Consider the following 16,142-nt stretch of genomic DNA (forward strand, 5'->3'; position numbering starts at 1 on the left):
TCAATGAAGCAAGCCGCACTATAACCGCGCCGTGCCGCTTAAGCCACCATGGCCGAAGGCAGCTCGCGCAGCACGCCGTCCCGCAATTCGCAAATGCGGTCCACCGCACCCTCGGGCAGGCTGGCGTGCGTGGCCAGCACCACGGCGCGGCCGCCGGTCGCCTGCCGCAGATCCGCCAGGAAAGCCGCCTCCGCGGCGGCGTCCAGCCCCGCCGTGGGCTCGTCCAGCACGATCACCGCCGCCGGCGAGAGCAGCGCGCGCGCCAGGCACAGCCGGCGCGCCTGGCCGGCCGACAGCAGCGAGCCGGTTTCGCCCGCCCAGGTGTCCAGGCCCTCGGGCAGGCTGCGCACGAAATCGCCCAGCCGGGCCGCGTCCAGCGCGCGCCACAGGGCCGCATCGTCGGCCCGCGGGTCGCCGATGAGCAGGTTGGTGCGCAGCGTGCCCAGGAAAACCGGCGCGTCCTGAGACAGCAGGGCAATGCGGCGGCGCCATTCGGCCTGCGCGCAATCGCGGGCATCGACGCCCGCGTAGCGCACCGCCCCCGACTGCGGGTCTTCCAGGCGCAGCAGCAGATTGAGCAGCGTGGTCTTGCCCGCGCCGCTGGGGCCGGCCACGGCCACGCGCTCGCCCGGCCGCACGCTCAGGCTGACGCCCGCCAGCACCGGCCGCGCCGGTTCGCCCGGATCGCGCGGCGGATGGGCGAAGACCACCTTGTCCAGCGCCAGGACGCCGCTGGCGGGCAGCGGCGCCGGCCGGGCCGCGTCGCGCATGTCGGGTTCGCTGTCCAGGATGTCGGAAATGCGGGCGGCGGCCGACAGCGCCGACCCCATGCGCGAGGCGCCCCGCATGATGGGCCCCGCCACTTCGAAGATGCCGATCACCGCCAGCAGCAGCCCGGCCAGCGTGGGGCCGTCCAGCCGCCCGTCCTGCAGCGCGCCCAGCCCGAACCACAGCACCGCAAGCGCCGCCACGCCCGCGCCGGCCTGCAGAAACCACTGGCCACGCGCCGCGACGCGCGCCTGGGCGCGGCGCGCTCGCGCGCTTTGCTCGCACAGCGTCTCGAAATGCGCCGCGGTCTGGGCCTGCGCCGCCAGGGCCACCATGTCCGCATGGCCCTCCACCGCGTCCAGCGTGGCGGCCCGCAGGCCGGCCGCGCTTTCCTGCGCCGCCGCGCCGGGCGCGCGCGCGGCCCGCAACAGCCAGGCGGGCACCACCACACAGACGGCCAGCAGCGCCAGCGCGACGGCCAGGGCGGCGGCGGGAATCCACCAGCCCAGCACCGCCGTGATCGCGGCGCCGGCGAGCAGGGCCGTGGCCAGCGGCGCCAGCACGAAGAGAAATACCGTATCCAGCGCATCGACGTCGCCGGTCAGGCGCGCCACCAGGTCGCCGCCGCGATAGCGGGCCAGTTGGCGCGGGGTGAGGCGGACCAGGGCGCCGAAAACCGTGCGCCGCAGGTCGGCCAGCAGGTGCAGCGTGGCGGCGTGCCCGGCCACGCGGTCCGCATAGCGCGAGGCGATGCGCACGAAAGACAGTCCGCGCACCAGCGCGGAAGGCGCAAACAGATTGAAGGCGGCGCCCGCCCCCGCCAGCGCCGCGCCGGTGAGGAACCAGCCCGAGACGCCCAGCAGGCCGACGCCGGCCGCCACGGTCAGGATGGCGCAGAGCAGCGCCAGCAGCAGTCCGCCCTTGCGGCGGCCATAGAGGGGAAGCAGCAGCAACAGCTTTCTCATGGAGACGTGACCTTGCCGGCCGCGATCCGGAACACCCGGCCGAAACGCGCGGCCACGGCGGGCGCGTGCGTCGCGACGAGCAGCGTGCGTCCCTGGCAGAACCGCAGGATTTCGTCGAGGACGCGCGCCTGCGTCGCGGCGTCGAGATGCGCCGTGGGCTCGTCGAGCAGGACCAGCCCCGGGTCGCGCAGGAAAAGCCGGGCCAGCGCCACGCGCTGCGCCTGCCCGCCCGACAGGCCATGGCCGCGGCTGCCCAGGCGCGTCTGCAGCCCTTGCGGCAGCGCCTCGGCGAAATCCAGCACACAGGCGCGCGCGGCGGCCTCGCGCACCGCGGCGTCCGGCGCATCGGGACAGCCCAGCCGGATGTTGTCCGCAATGGTTCCGGGCAGCAGGTGCGGGCGCTGGCCGATGACGGCCACGCGGCTGCGCAGGCCGGCTTCGTCCCAGTCCGCCAGCGGCTTGCCGTCGAGCAGGATGTCTCCCTGGCAGGGCCGCAGCCGGGACAGCGCCTCGATGAGCGAGGTCTTGCCGATGCCGCTGGCGCCCATGAGCGCGGCATGCTCGCCCGGCGCAAGCGCCAGCGCCGCCCCGTTGAGCACGGGTTGCGCCCGTCCGGGCGCCTCGAGCGCCAGCGCGCGCGCCTGCAACGCGGCGGCGCCGCCCGACGGAGCCGCCGCCGGCGGCGCGGCCTGTGCGTGCGGCGCGGGCTCGGGCAGGCCGTCGAAGAGCGCGGCGATCTGGCCCACCGCGGCCAGCGCGGCGGCGCGGTCGTGATAGTGCGCGGCGAACTGCCGCAGCGGCGCATAGACCTCGGGCGCCATCAGCAGGCAGAACAGTCCGGCCTGCAGCGTGAAGGGAGAAAAGCGCAGATCGAGAAAACCGAGATACGACAGGCCGATATACACCGCCACCCCGGCCACGCCCAGCGCGGCGAAGAATTCCAGCACGGCCGAAGACAGGAACGCGATGCGCAGCACCGACATGGTCCGCTGGCGCAGCACATCGCTGGCGGCGGCCACGGACTGCGCCTCGGCCTCGGCGCGCCCGTACAGTTTGAGCGTGGACAGGCCGCGCAAGCGGTCGGCGAAAAAGCCCGAGAGCCGGGCGAACGCGCGCAGGTGGCGGCGGCTCGCGCCTTGCGCGCCCCAGCCTACCAGCGCCATGAACAGCGGGATCAACGGCGCGGTCACGAGCAGCACCAGCCCCGCCACCACGTCCACCGGCAGCAGCGCCGCCGAGAACGCCACCGGCAGCAAGGCGGCCGCGCCCATGGCCGGCAGGTATTTGGAGAAAAAGCCGTCCAGCGCCTCGACCTGTTCGACGATAGCGCTGGCCAGCTCGCCCGAGGATCGGGAACGGCTCCAGTGCGGGCCCTGGGCGACGAGGCGGCCGAACAGCGCCTGGCGCACGCGCCGCTTGATGCGCTCGGCGGCGTCGGCGCCGGCGCGCTCGCCGGCCCAGCCGATACAGGCGCGCAGCAGCATCAGCGCGGCGATGGCGGCAATGCCGCCCAGCAGCGCTTCGCGCGGCGCGTGGCCGACGATGGCGGCGTCGAGCACCCGCGACAGCAGCCAGGCCTGCGCCACGAGCAGGACGCCCCCGAGCAGCGGCGCGCCGCTGGCGATCAACAGGGGCAGCCTGGCAACCCCGGCGAGCGCCCTGAGCCAGCGCGACTGTTCGCGCGTGGGCTTGTTCAGGGCCGCGGAGGGATCGTGCTCCAGGCTGCTGGCGCCGTTGCTCACGCCGCGTCGCTGTTCACGCGCGGGTCATGCGCATGGCCCTCGCGCAGCTCGAACCACATTGCGTTCAGAATGGCGAACGCGCACGCCAGGCCCAGGCCCAGAATCCACGAGAAATACCACATGGTGGAAGCTCCTTAGTACGAGTTGGGCGTGCCATCGACGGACGCATGGGTGACCTTGCCGCGCATCACGCGGTAGACCCATGCCGTGTAGGCCGTGACAATGGGCAGGAAGATGACGACGGCGATCACCATGATCCACAGCGTCATGTGGCTGGACGAGCCGTCCCAGATCGTCAGGCCGGCCCGCGGATTGGTCGAGGACGGCATGATGAACGGAAAGAGCGAGAAGCCCACCGTCAGGATGACGCCCGCGATCGACGCCGACGAGGCCAGGAACGACAACACGTTGGCGCGCAGGCTCAGGAACAGCAGCACGAGCACCGCCCCGCCCACGCCCAGCGCCGGCGCGACCCACATCCACGGCCACTTGGCGTAGTTGGCCATCCAGGCGCCGGTTTGCACGCTCACGGTCTTGAGCAGCGGGTCGGAAGGCGCGGCCATGTCGACCGGGCTGGTGATGACGTGGCCGCCGATGCCGCCCGCCACCCAGAAGCCACCCGCGACGAACAGCACGATGGTCAGCAGGGCGCACAGGCGGCCCCAGGCGCGCGCGCGCGAGGACACGGGATCGTCGGTGCGCCAGGCCAGCAGCACCGCGCCGTGCATGGCCAGCATCACCACGCTCAGCACGCCCGCCAGCAGCGCGAAGGGCGCGAAGAGCTGGTAGAAATGGCCTTCGTACATGGGCCGCAGCGTTCCGCTCTCGAAGGTGAAGGGCACGCCCAGGATGACGTTGCCCATGGCCACGCCGAACACCAGCGAGGCCACCACGCCCGAGAAACAGAGCACGGCGTCCCAGCGGCTGCGCCAGCGCGTGCCTTCCATCTTGCTGCGGTACTTGAAGCCCACCGGACGCAGGATGAGCGCGATCAGCACCAGCATCATCGCCAGGTAGAAGCCCGAGAACGAGGCGGCGTACAGCAGCGGCCAGGCGGCGAAAATGGCGCCGCCCGCGGTAATCAGCCAGACCTGGTTGCCTTCCCAGACCGGCCCCACCACGTTGATGACGATGCGGCGTTCGGTGTCGGTCCGGGCCACCACGGGCAGCAGGGCCGCCACGCCGAGGTCAAAACCGTCCATGATGGCGAAACCGATGAGCAGCGCGCCCAGCAGCACCCACCAGATCACGCGCAGTGTCGCGTAGTCCAAAGGAATAAGGGTATCCATCTGCTATCTCTCCATCAGGCGCGCACGGCGGCGTGCACGGGATCGGCCGCGGCTTCGGCCGGCGGCGGCGCATCGGACGCGGGGCCCTTGCGCACGGCATGCAGCATGACCTTCACGCCGATGATCAACAGCGCGGTGTAGAGCACCAGGAAGATCGCCAGGCTGATGGCGAGGTCCAGAATGGTCAGGCCCGACGCCGCGTAGTAGGTGGGCAGCACGCCTTCGATGACCCAGGGCTGGCGGCCGTACTCGGCCACGAACCAGCCGCATTCGATGGCGACCCAGGGCAGCGGCAGGCTCCACAGGGCGACCTTGAGCAGGCCAGGCCGGCTGTCGAGGCGGCCGCGCGAGGCCAGCCAGAACGCCACGGCGAAGAACAGGATGAGGTACATGCCCACCGCCACCATGACGCGGAAGGTCCAGAAGAGCGGCGCCACGTTGGGCACGGTGTCCCAGGCGGCCTTCTTGATGTCTTCTTCGGTGACCTTGCTCATGTCGGACTGGTAGCGCTTGACCAGCAGCGCGTAGCCCAGGTCGGGCCAGGTCTTGTCGAAGGTCATGCGCGCGTCGGTGTCCTTGGGATTGGCGCGGATCTTCTGCAGGGCCTCGTAGGCCACCATGCCGTCGCGGATGCGGTTCTCGGCGCGCAGGACCAGGTCGTCGATGCCCAGCAGCGGCGTGGTGAGCGAGCGCGTGCCGATGATCCCCATCACGTACGGGATCTGGATCGCGAAGTCGTTCTTGCGCTCCGCCTGGTTGGGAATGGCGATGAGGTTGAAGTCCGCCGGCGCCGGCTCGGTGTGCCACATGGACTCCATGGCGGCGATCTTCATCTTCTGGTGCTCGGTGGTGAGGTAGCCGCTTTCGTCGCCCAGCACCACCACCGACAGCGCCGAGGCCAGGCCGAAGCTGGCGGCGACGGCCATGGAGCGCTTGGCCAGGTCGGTATGGCGGCCGCGCAGCAGGTACCAGGCGCTGATGGACATCACGAACATGGCGCCGGCCACATAGCCCGCGCTCACCGTGTGCACGAACTTGGCCTGGGCCACGGGATTGAAGAGCACCGAAGCGAAGTCGGTCATCTCCATGCGCATGGTGTCGGGGTTGAACACCGCGCCCACCGGGTTCTGCATCCAGCCGTTGGCGATGAGGATCCACAGCGCGGACAGGTTGGTGCCGAAGGCCACCAGCCAGGTCACGACCAGGTGGCTCACCTTGGACATGCGGTTCCAGCCGAAAAAGAACAGGCCGACGAAGGTGGCTTCCAGGAAGAAGGCCATCAGCCCTTCGAGCGCGAGCGGCGCGCCGAAGATGTCGCCCACGTAGTGGCTGTAGTACGACCAGTTCATGCCGAACTGGAACTCCATGACCACGCCCGTGGCCACGCCCAGCGCGAAGTTGATGCCGAAGAGCGTGCCCCAGAACATGGTCATGCGCTTCCAGATCTGGCGGCCGGTCATGACGTACACGCTCTCCATGATGGCCAGGATGAAAGAGAGGCCGAGCGTGAGGGGAACGAAGAGAAAGTGATAAAGCGCCGTCGCGGCAAACTGGAATCGCGACAGGTTGACGACGTCGAGATCAATCATTGTTGCGCTCCCAAGGATTCGAGATGCCGCAGCAACCGGCGTGGTTCCCAGGCCGTCTCTCGCGCCATGATACGGGCGTTGGATACAACTTCATAGAGGTTTCCTGAAAAATTGGGGCGGATCAGCTCTTGCCCCGGAGTTTGCCGGCGAAACCCAGCACCTTCTGCACTTTCGAGCCGAGCTTCATCAGGCTCTGCAGGGTTTCGGGCGGCAGACGCTGAACCTCATCGAACCATCCGGTAGACAGTTCGATGAGCTCCAGCATTTCGGTCATGCGCTGTTGCGCGTAGCTATCGCCCGGCGCCTTGGCCGGCTCGAGCAGCGAATCGCGCAGCAGCGTCAGGGTGGGATCGACTTCGCGCTTGCGCTTTTCTTCCATCAGGATGCGGAAGATTTCCCACACGTCCTTGGGCGTCTCGAAATAGTCGCGGCGGTCGCCCACCTGGTGCATCAGCCGCACGAGCCGCCACGATTGCAGCTCCTTGAGGCCCAGGCTGACGTTGGAACGGGAAAAGCCCAGGGTCTCGGCGATGTCGTCCGCGTTGAGCGGTGTGGGCGACAGGAACAGCAGCGCATAGATCTGGCCGACGGTCCGGTTCACCCCCCATCGGCTGCCCATTTCGCCGAAGTGCAGGACGAAACGCTCGTTTTGAGGTGAAAGTTCCATGACCGCCTGTGCGATGGCCCCGCAGGGCCGTTCTGACAATTTTAGTTACGCTGGTTCTAGTTTTTTTTGAAATTATCGAACAAACTGTGATGAAGCGCAAATCCATTCCGCGAAAATGGGCATGCGACGGCGCGCAGTGTATCGGCCGGGCGGCGGGCCGGACCCGGCTTTACGTCCCCGATTCGCGGCTTTATTGATCTGGCGCAAGAAAAAAGCGCGCCGCCCCCGGGCAGCCTTCCGATGGCGAAAAAAAACGGGCGCCATGGCGCCCGTTTCCCGGGAAATCCGGATGCGGCCCCGCCGGCCGCCGGAATGGGGTCAACCGGCCTTGACCGACACCGCGGCCGACACCCGCTTGGCCTTGGCGCGCGCCTCGGCCACGTCGTCGGCCACCGCCAGTCCCACGCCCATGCGGCGCTTCACGTAGGATTCGGGCTTGCCGAACAGGCGGATATCGGTGCCAGGCTCGGCCAGGGCCTCGGCCACGTTGTGGAAGCCGACCGCGCCGGCATCCACGCCGCCGTAGATGACGCAGCTGGCGCCCGGCTGGCGCAGCCGGGTATCGACCGGCAGGCCCAGCAGCGCGCGCGCATGCAGCTCGAACTCGCTCTGCGCCTGGGTAATCATGGTGACCATGCCCGTATCGTGCGGACGCGGGCTGACCTCCGAGAACCACACGTCGTCGCCCGCCACGAAAAGCTCCACGCCGAAAATGCCCAGGCCGCCCAGGTTGGAAGTGACCGCCAGCGCGATCTCGCGCGCCCGCTCCAGGGCCGCGGGCGACATGGGGTGCGGCTGCCAGCTTTCGACATAATCGCCGTCCACCTGCTTGTGGCCGATGGGCTCGCAATAGCGGGTTTCGATCTGGCCGTCGGCGCCGCGGGCGCGCACGGTGAGCAGGGTGATTTCGTAGTCGAAGCGCACGAAGCCCTCAACGATGGCCCGCCCCTTGCCCACGCGGCCGCCCTCCTGGCAGTAGCGCCAGGCGGCCGGAATGTCGTCGGCGCTCTTGAGCACCGACTGGCCCTTGCCCGAGGACGACATGACCGGCTTGAGCACGCAGGGATAGCCGACGCCCCCGTCGATGGCCTCGCGCAACGCCTCCTCGGAATCGACGAACCGATAGGGCGAGGTGGGCAGGCCCAGGGTTTCGGCGGCCAGGCGGCGGATGCCTTCGCGATTCATGGTGAGATGGGCGGCGCGGGCGGTGGGCGTCACGCGCGCCGCGCCCGCGGCCTCCAGCTCGACCAGCAGGTCGGTGGCAATGGCCTCGATTTCAGGGACAATGACGTGCGGCCGCTCCTGCTCGATGATTTTGCGCAGGGCCTCGGCGTCGGTCATGGGCACCACGTGCGCGCGGTGCGCAACCTGGTGGCCGGGCGCGTCCGCGTAGCGGTCCACCGCGATGACTTCCACTCCCAGCCGCTGCAGGGCGATGGCGACCTCCTTGCCCAATTCGCCCGCGCCGAGCAGCATGACGCGGGTGGCCAGGGGAGAAAGCGGCGTACCAAGAACGGGGCTGGGAATGCGGGACATGGATCGGACCTGAACGTGTGAATTAAGACGGGCGGCAAAAGAGCCGCCAGCATGCCATACCCCCCAGGCGGGGGCAAACCCGCCGCCTGATATTAAAATCCCGCCATGACCGACCATCCCACCATAACTTCCGAAACCGCGCTGGCATCTGCGCGCAGAACGCTGCAAATCGAAAGCCAGGGCCTGCACGACCTCGCCGCCCGGCTGGACGAGCGTTTCGCCCGTGTCGTGGACATGCTGCTCGCATGCCGCGGCCGGGTGGTGGTCAGCGGCATCGGCAAGACCGGCCACATCGCGCGCAAGATCGCCGCCACGCTGGCCTCGACGGGCACGCCGGCCTTCTTCATGCACGCAGCCGAGGCGGTGCACGGCGACCTGGGCATGATTACCCGCGACGACGTGCTGATCGCCATTTCCTATTCCGGCACGGGCCAGGAACTGCTGACCGTGCTGCCCGTGGTGCGCCGCATGGGCGCCGGGCTGGTGGCCATTACCGGCAATCCGCAATCCGAGCTGGCGCGGCTGGCCGACATCCACCTGGACGCCAGCGTGGCCCAGGAGGCCTGCCCGCTGAACCTGGCCCCCACGGCCAGCACCACCGCCGCGCTGGCCCTGGGCGACGCGCTGGCCGTGGCGTGCCTCGAGGCGCGCGGCTTCAGTCCGCAGGACTTCGCCCGCTCGCATCCGGGCGGCGCGCTGGGCCGCCGGCTGCTCACGCACGTCCGCGACGTCATGCGCAAGGGCGACGCCCTGCCCATTGTCACGGCGGGCACGCCCGTTTCCCGCGCCCTGGAGGTCATGTCGGCCAAGGGCATGGGCATGACGGTGGTCACCGATCCCCGGCAGCAGCCGCTGGGCATCTTCACCGACGGCGACCTGCGCCGCCTGATCGCGCGCCACGGCGACATCCGCAGCCTGCAGGTGGACGCCGGCATGACCCGCTCTCCGCGCACCATCAACCCCGATGCGCTGGCGGTCGAAGCCGCCCAGCAAATGGACGAACAAAGGCTCAATCACATGCTCGTGGTGGACCGCGACGGCAAGCTGCTCGGCGCGCTGCACATGCACGACCTGATGGCCGCAAAGGTGGTATGACAATGAATCTCCCCCGCTCCGTGCCCCACCCCGCCGAGGCCCTGGTCCTCGCGCGGATCGCGCCCGCCGTGCGCGAACGCGCCGCGGCCGTGCGCCTGATGGTGTTCGACGTGGACGGCGTGCTGACCGACGGCAGCCTCTACTACGGCGACAACGGCGAAGTGCAGAAGCGCTTCCACGTGCTGGACGGCCACGGCCTGCGCCTGCTCCTGGAAGGCGGTTTCAAGGTCGCGCTCATGACGGGCCGATCCGGCCCCATCGTGGCGCGCCGCGCCGCCGAGCTGGGCATCGCCGAGGTGATACAGGGCGTGCGCGACAAGGGCGCGGCGCTGGCCGAACTTGCGCAGCGTTCGTCGGTCCAACTCGACCAGACCGGCTATATGGGCGATGACATCATCGACCTGCCGGCGATGCAGCGCGCGGGCTTCGCCGCCAGCGTGCCCAACGCCCCGGGCTACGTCAGCCAGGCGGCGCACTGGGTGGCCAGCCAGCCCGGCGGCAGCGGCGCGGTGCGCGAGTGCTGCGACCTGCTGCTGGCGTCGCAAGGCCGGCTGGGCGCGCTGCTGGCCGCGCCTGGCGTGCTCGGCCCGGGCGCCATCCAGTGACGCGCCCCACCGAGTTCCCCTGCCCATGAAAGACCGCCTGCCCTCCCTCATCGCGCTGTTCCTGCTGCTGGTGCTCGTCCTGTGCAGCTGGTGGGCGGCCGATTACGCCCAACGCGCCGTGCAGGTCGACCCGCCGCGCCGCATCACCCACGAAATCGACGCCTGGTCGCGCGATTTCGTCATGCTGCGCACCGACCCCACCGGCAAGCCCATCAACCGCCTGGAAGGCGTCTACGCCGAACATTTCCCGGACGACGACTCCTACCACATCACCACGCCGCGCGCGGTCGGCCAGCGCGAAGACAGCCCCATCACCGTGGCGGTCTCCAAGACCGCCGTCATGGAAGAAGGCGGCAAGCGCATCGTCATGAACGGCGACGCCCACGTGCACCGCCAGCCCGACGCCAACAACGACGTGCTGGACGTGCGCAGCCAGCAGCTCATCCTGCTGCCGGACGAAGACCTGGTCTACACCGACCTGCCCGCCCAGGTCCTGAAAGGCCGCTCGCGGATGAACGGCACCGGCATGCGCTACAACAACAAGACCCGCCAACTGCAGGTTTCCTCCTCCACCGACGTGGAGATCTCGGGCGACGAAACCCGCAAGCGCCGCGAGACCGAGATTCCCGCCCACAACACTGACCAGAAGAAACCATGACCGATCTCCGGATTGTCCTCGCCCCGACGGCGCGCCTGATGGCGGCCGCCCTGCTGACGGCGGCGGCGCTCGCGCCCGCTTGCGCCGCGGACGCCAAGAAGCCCGCCGCGCCGGCCGAGGAGCCGAGCACGCTGATCCTGTCGGACACGCTGCACTACGACGACGTCAAGCGCCAGAGCATCTTCACCGGAAACGTCCACATGACGCGCGGCCTCATGACGCTGACGTCCGACACGCTCGAGATGCACGAAGACAAGGACGGCAACCAGTACGGCACGGCGACGGCCGACAAGGGCAAGGTCGTCACCATCCGCCAGGAGCGTCCGGAGAATTTCGAACTCATCGAGGGCAAGGGCCTGCGCGCCGAATACGATGGCACCAAGAGCACGTTCGACCTGATCGGTCAGGCCGTGGTGGTGCGCTACGTCTGTGGCAAGCCGCTGGACACCATACGCGGCGAGCGGGTGCGCTACAACGAAAAAAGCGGCACCTACGAAGCGCAAGGCGGCCCCAATTCGGCGGCCGCCGGCGGCCGCGTACGCTCGCTGGCCGAGCCGCGCGCCAAGTCGGACGCCCTCGTCGCCGAATGCCGCGCCAAGCAGCAGCAAGGCAAGCAGCCGGCCCAGAACACCACCAAGAAGGGGCGTTAAGCGCGCTTTCCCAACCCCCATTTGCAGCCACGATGAACCAACCCTCCGTGCCGTCTCCCGTCACCTCCGCGCCGCTGGGCGTCAAACAAGGCAGCCTGCGCGCCACCGGACTGCGCAAGACCTACAACGGCCGCACCGTGGTGCAGGATGTGTCCCTGTCCGTCAACAGCGGCGAAGTGGTGGGATTGCTCGGGCCAAACGGCGCGGGCAAGACCACCAGCTTCTACATGATCGTCGGGCTGGTTCCCGCCGATGCCGGCCGCATCGAAATCGACGACGGCAACATCACGGCCATGCCCATCCACAAGCGGGCGCGCATGGGTCTGTCGTACCTGCCCCAGGACGCCTCGGTGTTCCGACGCCTCACGGTGGAGCAGAATATCCGCGCCGTGCTCGAACTGCAGTTCGACGCGCACGGCAAGAACCTGTCCACGGCCCGGATCAACGAACAGCTCGAATTGCTGCTGGAAGAACTGCAGATCGGCCATATCCGCAGCAATACGGCCATTTCGCTGTCGGGCGGCGAACGCCGCCGCGTGGAGATCGCGCGCGCGCTGGCCACCAGCCCGCGCTTCATCCTGCTGGACGAACCCTTCGCCGGCGTGGACCCCATCGCCGTGATCGAGATCCAGCGCATTGTGCGCTTTCTCAAGGGACGGGGCATCGGCGTGCTCATCACCGACCACAACGTGCGTGAAACCCTGGGCATCTGCGACCGCGCCTACATCATCAGCGAAGGCAAGGTGCTCACCGACGGCCATCCGGATGAAATCGTGGGCGACCCCGCCGTGCGCCGGGTCTACCTGGGCGAGCATTTCCGCATGTAACGCGCGCCCTCGCGAGGCGGCATCCGCCCCCTTCGTCACGGCCCGGGATCATCCATAAAAGTGTCATGGACTTGCGGCAGATCAGCTTGTTTTATCGGCCCGAGTCTATACACTAGTACTACACAACCCGAATCACTGAACCAAGGAGAACGCCTAACGACTTCAACGCGCGCATTGCGCACCCATTTTCCTCTTTAGAAAGGAGAGCAAGCTATGAACCTGAGCATCTGCGGTCGTCACCTCGACGTCACCCCGGCCATCCGGGAATATGTCATGAACAAACTGGCGCGAGTGTTGCGGCATTTCGATCACGTCATCGATACCCAGGTCATGCTCTCAGTTGAGCCCCTGCGGCATAAAGCCGAAATCACCATGCGTCTGAGCGGCAAGGACATCCATTGCGAAGCCACGGATGAAAATCTGTACGCCGCCATCGACTTGCTGGCAGACAAAGTCGACCGTCAGGTCATCAAGCACAAGGACAAGGTGCGTAGCCACACGGCCGAGTCCGTGAAGCGGCAAGCGGCGACACTCACGCCACCCCAGCAGTAACCGCGCTTCACGCATGCTCGACGTGCGCTGGCAATGCAGTAAGTAACATTGCTGCCTGAGTCCCGGTGTCCCGCTGACCTTCCATGTTCAGCCGGGGCATCGGCAAACCGTCTTCCTCCCTTCCTTCTTTTCTTCTTTCCCGGCCCCCTGTTCACCCGTCCCGCCCGGCTTGCGCCTGGCCCGGTTCCGGCGAATCGGCGCATGCGCCGCGCACGAACGCGCGTATCACGCCCCGATGTCCAAAGGGTTTTCCCGGATTTTCCCTCTCAACCCGCCGCGCGGCGCCCCCATGAACCCCTCCCGCCATCCACAAGCCTGCGCGAAGCGACTATGCTTCGCTCTTGCGCCACGGTCTTGTGCGGGGACAGACCCTCCGTATATTGCAGTGCGTCATATCAACCTATAATGATCCGCATGAATCATTTGTCGCGCATTCTTCCCGCCGGCAACATCGTGCTCGACATGCTTGCCACGAGCAAGAAACGGGCGTTCGAGCAGGCCGGCCTTCTTTTCGAGAACAACCATGGCCTGGCGCGCGCGCTCGTCTTCGACAGCCTGTTCGCCCGGGAACGCCTGGGGTCCACCGCGCTGGGACAGGGCGTGGCCGTGCCTCACGGCCGCGTGAAAGGGCTGGAACAGGCGCTGGCGGCGTTTATCCGCCTGGCGCAGCCCATTCCCTTCGACGCGCCCGACGGCCAGCCCGTTTCCATGCTGATGTGCCTGCTGGTGCCCGAGGCCGCCACGCAGCAGCACCTGGACATCCTGGCCGAACTCGCCCAGCTCATGTCGAACAAGGCGCTGCGCGAGGCGCTGGCCACCGAGACCGACCCCGCCGTCGTGCATCGCATGCTCACCACCGGTCAACTCTGATCCCCGCAAAGACGCTGCCATGCTCACGGTGCAGGAACTCGTCGACGACAACGCCGACAAAATCCCCTTCAACTGGATTGCCGGACAGGGCGCGGCCGACCGCGCCATTCCCGACGACGGCATGGCCGCCGCCGACCTGGTCGGCCACCTGAACCTCATCCACCCCTCGCGCATCCAGGTGTTCGGCCAGGAAGAGCTGGCCTACTACACCCGCTTCGACCTGCGCCGCCGCATGCACCACATGGACGAGCTGCTGATCGGCGGCGTGCCCGCCATCCTGCTCGCCGACGGCCTGACGCCGCCGCAAGACCTCGTCGACCAGTGCGACCAGCACCAGGTGCCCCTGCTGTCCACGCCGGTCGCGGCCGCGCAGCTCATCGACCTGCTGCGCATCTACCTGGGCAAGAAGCTCGCGCCCACCACCACGGTGCACGGCGTGTTCCTCGACGTGCTCGGCCTGGGCGTGCTGATCACGGGCGAGTCGGGCCTGGGCAAGAGCGAACTGGCGCTGGAGCTCATTTCGCGCGGACACGGCCTGGTGGCCGACGACGCGGTGGAGTTCTCGCGCACCGCGCCCAACATGATCGAAGGCCACTGCCCGCAACTGCTGCAGAACCTGCTCGAAGTGCGCGGCCTGGGCCTGCTGGACATCCGCACCATTTTCGGCGAGACCTCGGTGCGCCGGAAGATGCGGCTCAAGCTCATCGTGCACCTGGTGCGGGCCACCGCGCAGGACAAGTTCGAGCGCCTGCCCTTGCAGGACATCACCCAGGACATGCTGGGCCTGCCGGTGCGCAAGGTCATGCTGCAGGTTGCGGCCGGCCGCAACCTCGCCGTGCTCGTCGAGGCCGCCGTGCGCAACACCATTCTCAAGCTGCGCGGCATCGACACCCTGGGCGAGTTCATGGAACGCCAGGCCATGGCGATCCTGCAAAGCAGCAAGTAACCGCAGCGCCCGCTCGCGCTGCGCGGCGGGTTCGTGGAATCCTCTCCCGGCGCAAGCGCCGCGGGCCTGCCCGGCAAGCCCGGCGGGCCGCGCCCCTATCGCGTCGAAGCGTCGCGCGCCCGCTTCACTTCCAGCGGCGTCACCGCGCCGGCGGCGTTGCCCCAGCTGTTGCGGATATAGCTCACCACCATCGCGATATCGTTGTCGTCCAGCAGCTGCCCGAAGGGCGGCATGCCGTGCGGACGCGGATTGGCTGCGGTGGCCGGCGCGAAGCCGCCGTCCAGCACCATGCGGATGGCGTTGACGGGCAGCGGCGCCGTCACCGTGGGGTTGCCCGACAGCGCCGGCCAGGCCAGGCCGCTGCCGCGCCCGTCGTCCTGATGGCACTGCGCGCAATGCTGGCCGTAGAGCTTGCCGCCCAGGCTCATGACCGCGGCGGCCGGCGGCGCGGCGCGCGGCCGGTCGGCCTGCGCGGCGGGCAGCGACTTCAGGTAGACGCCCATGGCCAGCGCATCCGCGTCGTCCAGATGGCGCGTGCTGCCCAGCACCACTTCGGCCATGGGCCCGCCGGCGCTGGAATGCGCGGCCATGCCGGTCTTGAGCAGCGCCGCGATGTCCTGCGCAGTCCAGGCCGCCAGGCCCGAACCGGGCTCGTTGTTCAAGGGCGGCGCATACCAGTCCAGCACGGGGATCAGGCCGCCGGCCAGCCCCTGCGCGGCGCGGGTCGCGCCCAGCCCGTTGCGCGGGGCATGACAGGCCGCGCAATGCCCCAGCCCTTGCACCAGATACCGGCCGCGGTTCCATTGGGCCGGCCGTTCCGCGTCGGGCTCGTGCACGCCGGGCCTGAAATACAGGGCGCGCCAGAACGCCAGCAGGAAACGCTGGTTGTACGGAAACGCCAGCTCCGGCTCGCGGCTGGCCTGGCTGGCCGGCGGCACGGTGCGCAGATAGGCATAGAGCGCGTCGGCGTCGGCGCGCGTGATCCGCGTGTACTCGGTGTACGGGAACGCCGGATACAGCAGCCGGCCGTCCCGGCCCTTGCCGTTGTGCAGGGCGCGCCAGAAATCGTCGGCGCTCCAGGCGCCGATGCCGGCCTGGACGTCGGGCGTGATGTTCGGCCCGTATACGGTGCCGAACGGCGTGGGCACGGCCGTGCCGCCCGCATAGGGCAGGCCACCGCGGCTGGTGTGGCAACCGGCGCAATTGCCGGCCAGCGCCAGGTAGCGGCCGCGCTCGATGAGCGCCGCGCCCCCGGTCTGGCCGGACGCGGCGGACGGGCCGGCGGAGGCGTCTTCGCGGGTGCCCATCCAGGCCAGCGCCCCGGCCGCGAGCGCCAGGCAGGCCAGCAGGCAGAGCAGGAAACGCTTGATCCGTTTCATGCGC

At 68.8% G+C, this 16,142-nt stretch carries 16 protein-coding genes; 8 read left to right on the forward strand and 8 right to left on the reverse strand.

Features of this window, described 5'->3' with window-relative positions; all coding sequences use genetic code 11:
• Positions 1–38: 38 nt before the first annotated feature.
• The 7 genes from cydC to purT all read right to left on the reverse strand — a co-directional run bounded on the left by cydC (position 39) and on the right by purT (position 8,556).
• Positions 39–1,733, reverse strand: coding sequence for a thiol reductant ABC exporter subunit CydC (gene cydC / locus NGJ44_RS01360; RefSeq protein ID WP_251862883.1), 1,695 nt, complete (start codon positions 1,731–1,733; stop codon positions 39–41).
• Positions 1,730–3,475, reverse strand: a complete 1,746-nt coding sequence (gene cydD, locus NGJ44_RS01365) for a thiol reductant ABC exporter subunit CydD (RefSeq protein WP_251862884.1) — start codon at positions 3,473–3,475, stop codon at positions 1,730–1,732. The genes cydC and cydD overlap by 4 nt, the downstream gene beginning before the upstream one ends.
• Positions 3,472–3,597 carry a cytochrome bd-I oxidase subunit CydX gene (cydX, locus tag NGJ44_RS01370; RefSeq protein ID WP_053245701.1) on the reverse strand — a complete coding sequence of 42 codons (126 nt, stop codon included), beginning with the start codon at positions 3,595–3,597 and terminating at the stop codon, positions 3,472–3,474. The genes cydD and cydX overlap by 4 nt, the downstream gene beginning before the upstream one ends.
• 12 nt (positions 3,598–3,609) lie before the next feature.
• Positions 3,610–4,764, reverse strand: coding sequence for a cytochrome d ubiquinol oxidase subunit II (cydB, locus tag NGJ44_RS01375; RefSeq protein WP_053245700.1), 1,155 nt, complete (start codon positions 4,762–4,764; stop codon positions 3,610–3,612).
• Positions 4,765–4,778: 14 nt separating this feature from the next.
• Positions 4,779–6,353 (reverse strand): cytochrome ubiquinol oxidase subunit I, encoded by a 1,575-nt coding sequence (locus NGJ44_RS01380; RefSeq protein ID WP_053243865.1) that lies wholly within the window; start codon positions 6,351–6,353, stop codon positions 4,779–4,781.
• 121 nt (positions 6,354–6,474) lie between these two features.
• Entirely contained in the window at positions 6,475–7,020 is a 546-nt protein-coding gene (locus NGJ44_RS01385; RefSeq protein WP_053243864.1) for a GbsR/MarR family transcriptional regulator, read from the reverse strand.
• A 318-nt stretch (positions 7,021–7,338) separates the two neighbouring features.
• Positions 7,339–8,556 (reverse strand): formate-dependent phosphoribosylglycinamide formyltransferase, encoded by a 1,218-nt coding sequence (gene purT / locus NGJ44_RS01390; RefSeq protein ID WP_053245699.1) that lies wholly within the window; start codon positions 8,554–8,556, stop codon positions 7,339–7,341.
• A 105-nt stretch (positions 8,557–8,661) separates the two neighbouring features.
• On the opposite strand from purT, the gene NGJ44_RS01395 reads away from it, so the two are divergent.
• The 8 genes from NGJ44_RS01395 (at position 8,662) to hprK (ending at position 14,759) form a co-directional block, all read left to right on the forward strand.
• On the forward strand, positions 8,662–9,651 hold the full coding sequence (locus NGJ44_RS01395) for a KpsF/GutQ family sugar-phosphate isomerase (RefSeq protein ID WP_053245698.1): 990 nt from the start codon (positions 8,662–8,664) through the stop codon (positions 9,649–9,651).
• Positions 9,648–10,256 (forward strand): KdsC family phosphatase, encoded by a 609-nt coding sequence (locus tag NGJ44_RS01400; protein ID WP_082308204.1) that lies wholly within the window; start codon positions 9,648–9,650, stop codon positions 10,254–10,256. The genes NGJ44_RS01395 and NGJ44_RS01400 overlap by 4 nt, the downstream gene beginning before the upstream one ends.
• A 25-nt stretch (positions 10,257–10,281) precedes the next feature.
• Entirely contained in the window at positions 10,282–10,914 is a 633-nt protein-coding gene (gene lptC, locus NGJ44_RS01405; protein WP_251862885.1) for an LPS export ABC transporter periplasmic protein LptC, read from the forward strand.
• Positions 10,911–11,564, forward strand: a complete 654-nt coding sequence (gene lptA, locus NGJ44_RS01410; RefSeq protein WP_251862886.1) for a lipopolysaccharide transport periplasmic protein LptA — start codon at positions 10,911–10,913, stop codon at positions 11,562–11,564. The genes lptC and lptA overlap by 4 nt, the downstream gene beginning before the upstream one ends.
• Positions 11,565–11,596: 32 nt before the next feature.
• Complete coding sequence (lptB, locus tag NGJ44_RS01415) at positions 11,597–12,391, forward strand: LPS export ABC transporter ATP-binding protein (RefSeq protein ID WP_053243861.1); 795 nt, start codon at positions 11,597–11,599, stop codon at positions 12,389–12,391.
• Positions 12,392–12,604: 213 nt separating this feature from the next.
• Complete coding sequence (gene hpf / locus NGJ44_RS01420; RefSeq protein WP_053245697.1) at positions 12,605–12,943, forward strand: ribosome hibernation-promoting factor, HPF/YfiA family; 339 nt, start codon at positions 12,605–12,607, stop codon at positions 12,941–12,943.
• Between the two features lie 414 nt (positions 12,944–13,357).
• Positions 13,358–13,813 carry a PTS sugar transporter subunit IIA gene (locus NGJ44_RS01425; protein ID WP_053245702.1) on the forward strand — a complete coding sequence of 152 codons (456 nt, stop codon included), beginning with the start codon at positions 13,358–13,360 and terminating at the stop codon, positions 13,811–13,813.
• A 19-nt stretch (positions 13,814–13,832) separates the two neighbouring features.
• Positions 13,833–14,759: an HPr(Ser) kinase/phosphatase gene (gene hprK / locus NGJ44_RS01430; RefSeq protein ID WP_053245696.1), complete on the forward strand. Its 927-nt coding sequence runs from the start codon at positions 13,833–13,835 to the stop codon at positions 14,757–14,759.
• Positions 14,760–14,854: 95 nt separating this feature from the next.
• Here hprK and NGJ44_RS01435 read toward each other — a convergent pair whose 3' ends face one another.
• Entirely contained in the window at positions 14,855–16,138 is a 1,284-nt protein-coding gene (locus NGJ44_RS01435; RefSeq protein WP_251862887.1) for a cytochrome c, read from the reverse strand.
• Positions 16,139–16,142: the final 4 nt, after the last annotated feature.

Source organism: Achromobacter sp. Marseille-Q4962 (genome assembly GCF_943737005.1).
Lineage (GTDB): Bacteria > Pseudomonadota > Gammaproteobacteria > Burkholderiales > Burkholderiaceae_B > Achromobacter.

Excerpts from the sequence above, each read along its gene's own strand:
- cydC (WP_251862883.1), bottom strand. The coding sequence starts at position 1,733 with ATGAGAAAGCTGTTGCTGCTGCTTCCCCTCTATGGCCGCCGCAAGGGC.
- cydX (WP_053245701.1), bottom strand. The coding sequence starts at position 3,597 with ATGTGGTATTTCTCGTGGATTCTGGGCCTGGGCCTGGCGTGCGCGTTC.
- cydB (WP_053245700.1), bottom strand. The coding sequence starts at position 4,764 with ATGGATACCCTTATTCCTTTGGACTACGCGACACTGCGCGTGATCTGG.
- NGJ44_RS01380 (WP_053243865.1), bottom strand. The coding sequence starts at position 6,353 with ATGATTGATCTCGACGTCGTCAACCTGTCGCGATTCCAGTTTGCCGCG.
- NGJ44_RS01385 (WP_053243864.1), bottom strand. The coding sequence starts at position 7,020 with ATGGAACTTTCACCTCAAAACGAGCGTTTCGTCCTGCACTTCGGCGAA.
- purT (WP_053245699.1), bottom strand. The coding sequence starts at position 8,556 with ATGTCCCGCATTCCCAGCCCCGTTCTTGGTACGCCGCTTTCTCCCCTG.
- NGJ44_RS01395 (WP_053245698.1), top strand. The coding sequence starts at position 8,662 with ATGACCGACCATCCCACCATAACTTCCGAAACCGCGCTGGCATCTGCG.
- NGJ44_RS01400 (WP_082308204.1), top strand. The coding sequence starts at position 9,648 with ATGACAATGAATCTCCCCCGCTCCGTGCCCCACCCCGCCGAGGCCCTG.
- lptC (WP_251862885.1), top strand. The coding sequence starts at position 10,282 with ATGAAAGACCGCCTGCCCTCCCTCATCGCGCTGTTCCTGCTGCTGGTG.
- lptA (WP_251862886.1), top strand. The coding sequence starts at position 10,911 with ATGACCGATCTCCGGATTGTCCTCGCCCCGACGGCGCGCCTGATGGCG.
- lptB (WP_053243861.1), top strand. The coding sequence starts at position 11,597 with ATGAACCAACCCTCCGTGCCGTCTCCCGTCACCTCCGCGCCGCTGGGC.
- hpf (WP_053245697.1), top strand. The coding sequence starts at position 12,605 with ATGAACCTGAGCATCTGCGGTCGTCACCTCGACGTCACCCCGGCCATC.
- NGJ44_RS01425 (WP_053245702.1), top strand. The coding sequence starts at position 13,358 with ATGAATCATTTGTCGCGCATTCTTCCCGCCGGCAACATCGTGCTCGAC.
- hprK (WP_053245696.1), top strand. The coding sequence starts at position 13,833 with ATGCTCACGGTGCAGGAACTCGTCGACGACAACGCCGACAAAATCCCC.
- NGJ44_RS01435 (WP_251862887.1), bottom strand. The coding sequence starts at position 16,138 with ATGAAACGGATCAAGCGTTTCCTGCTCTGCCTGCTGGCCTGCCTGGCG.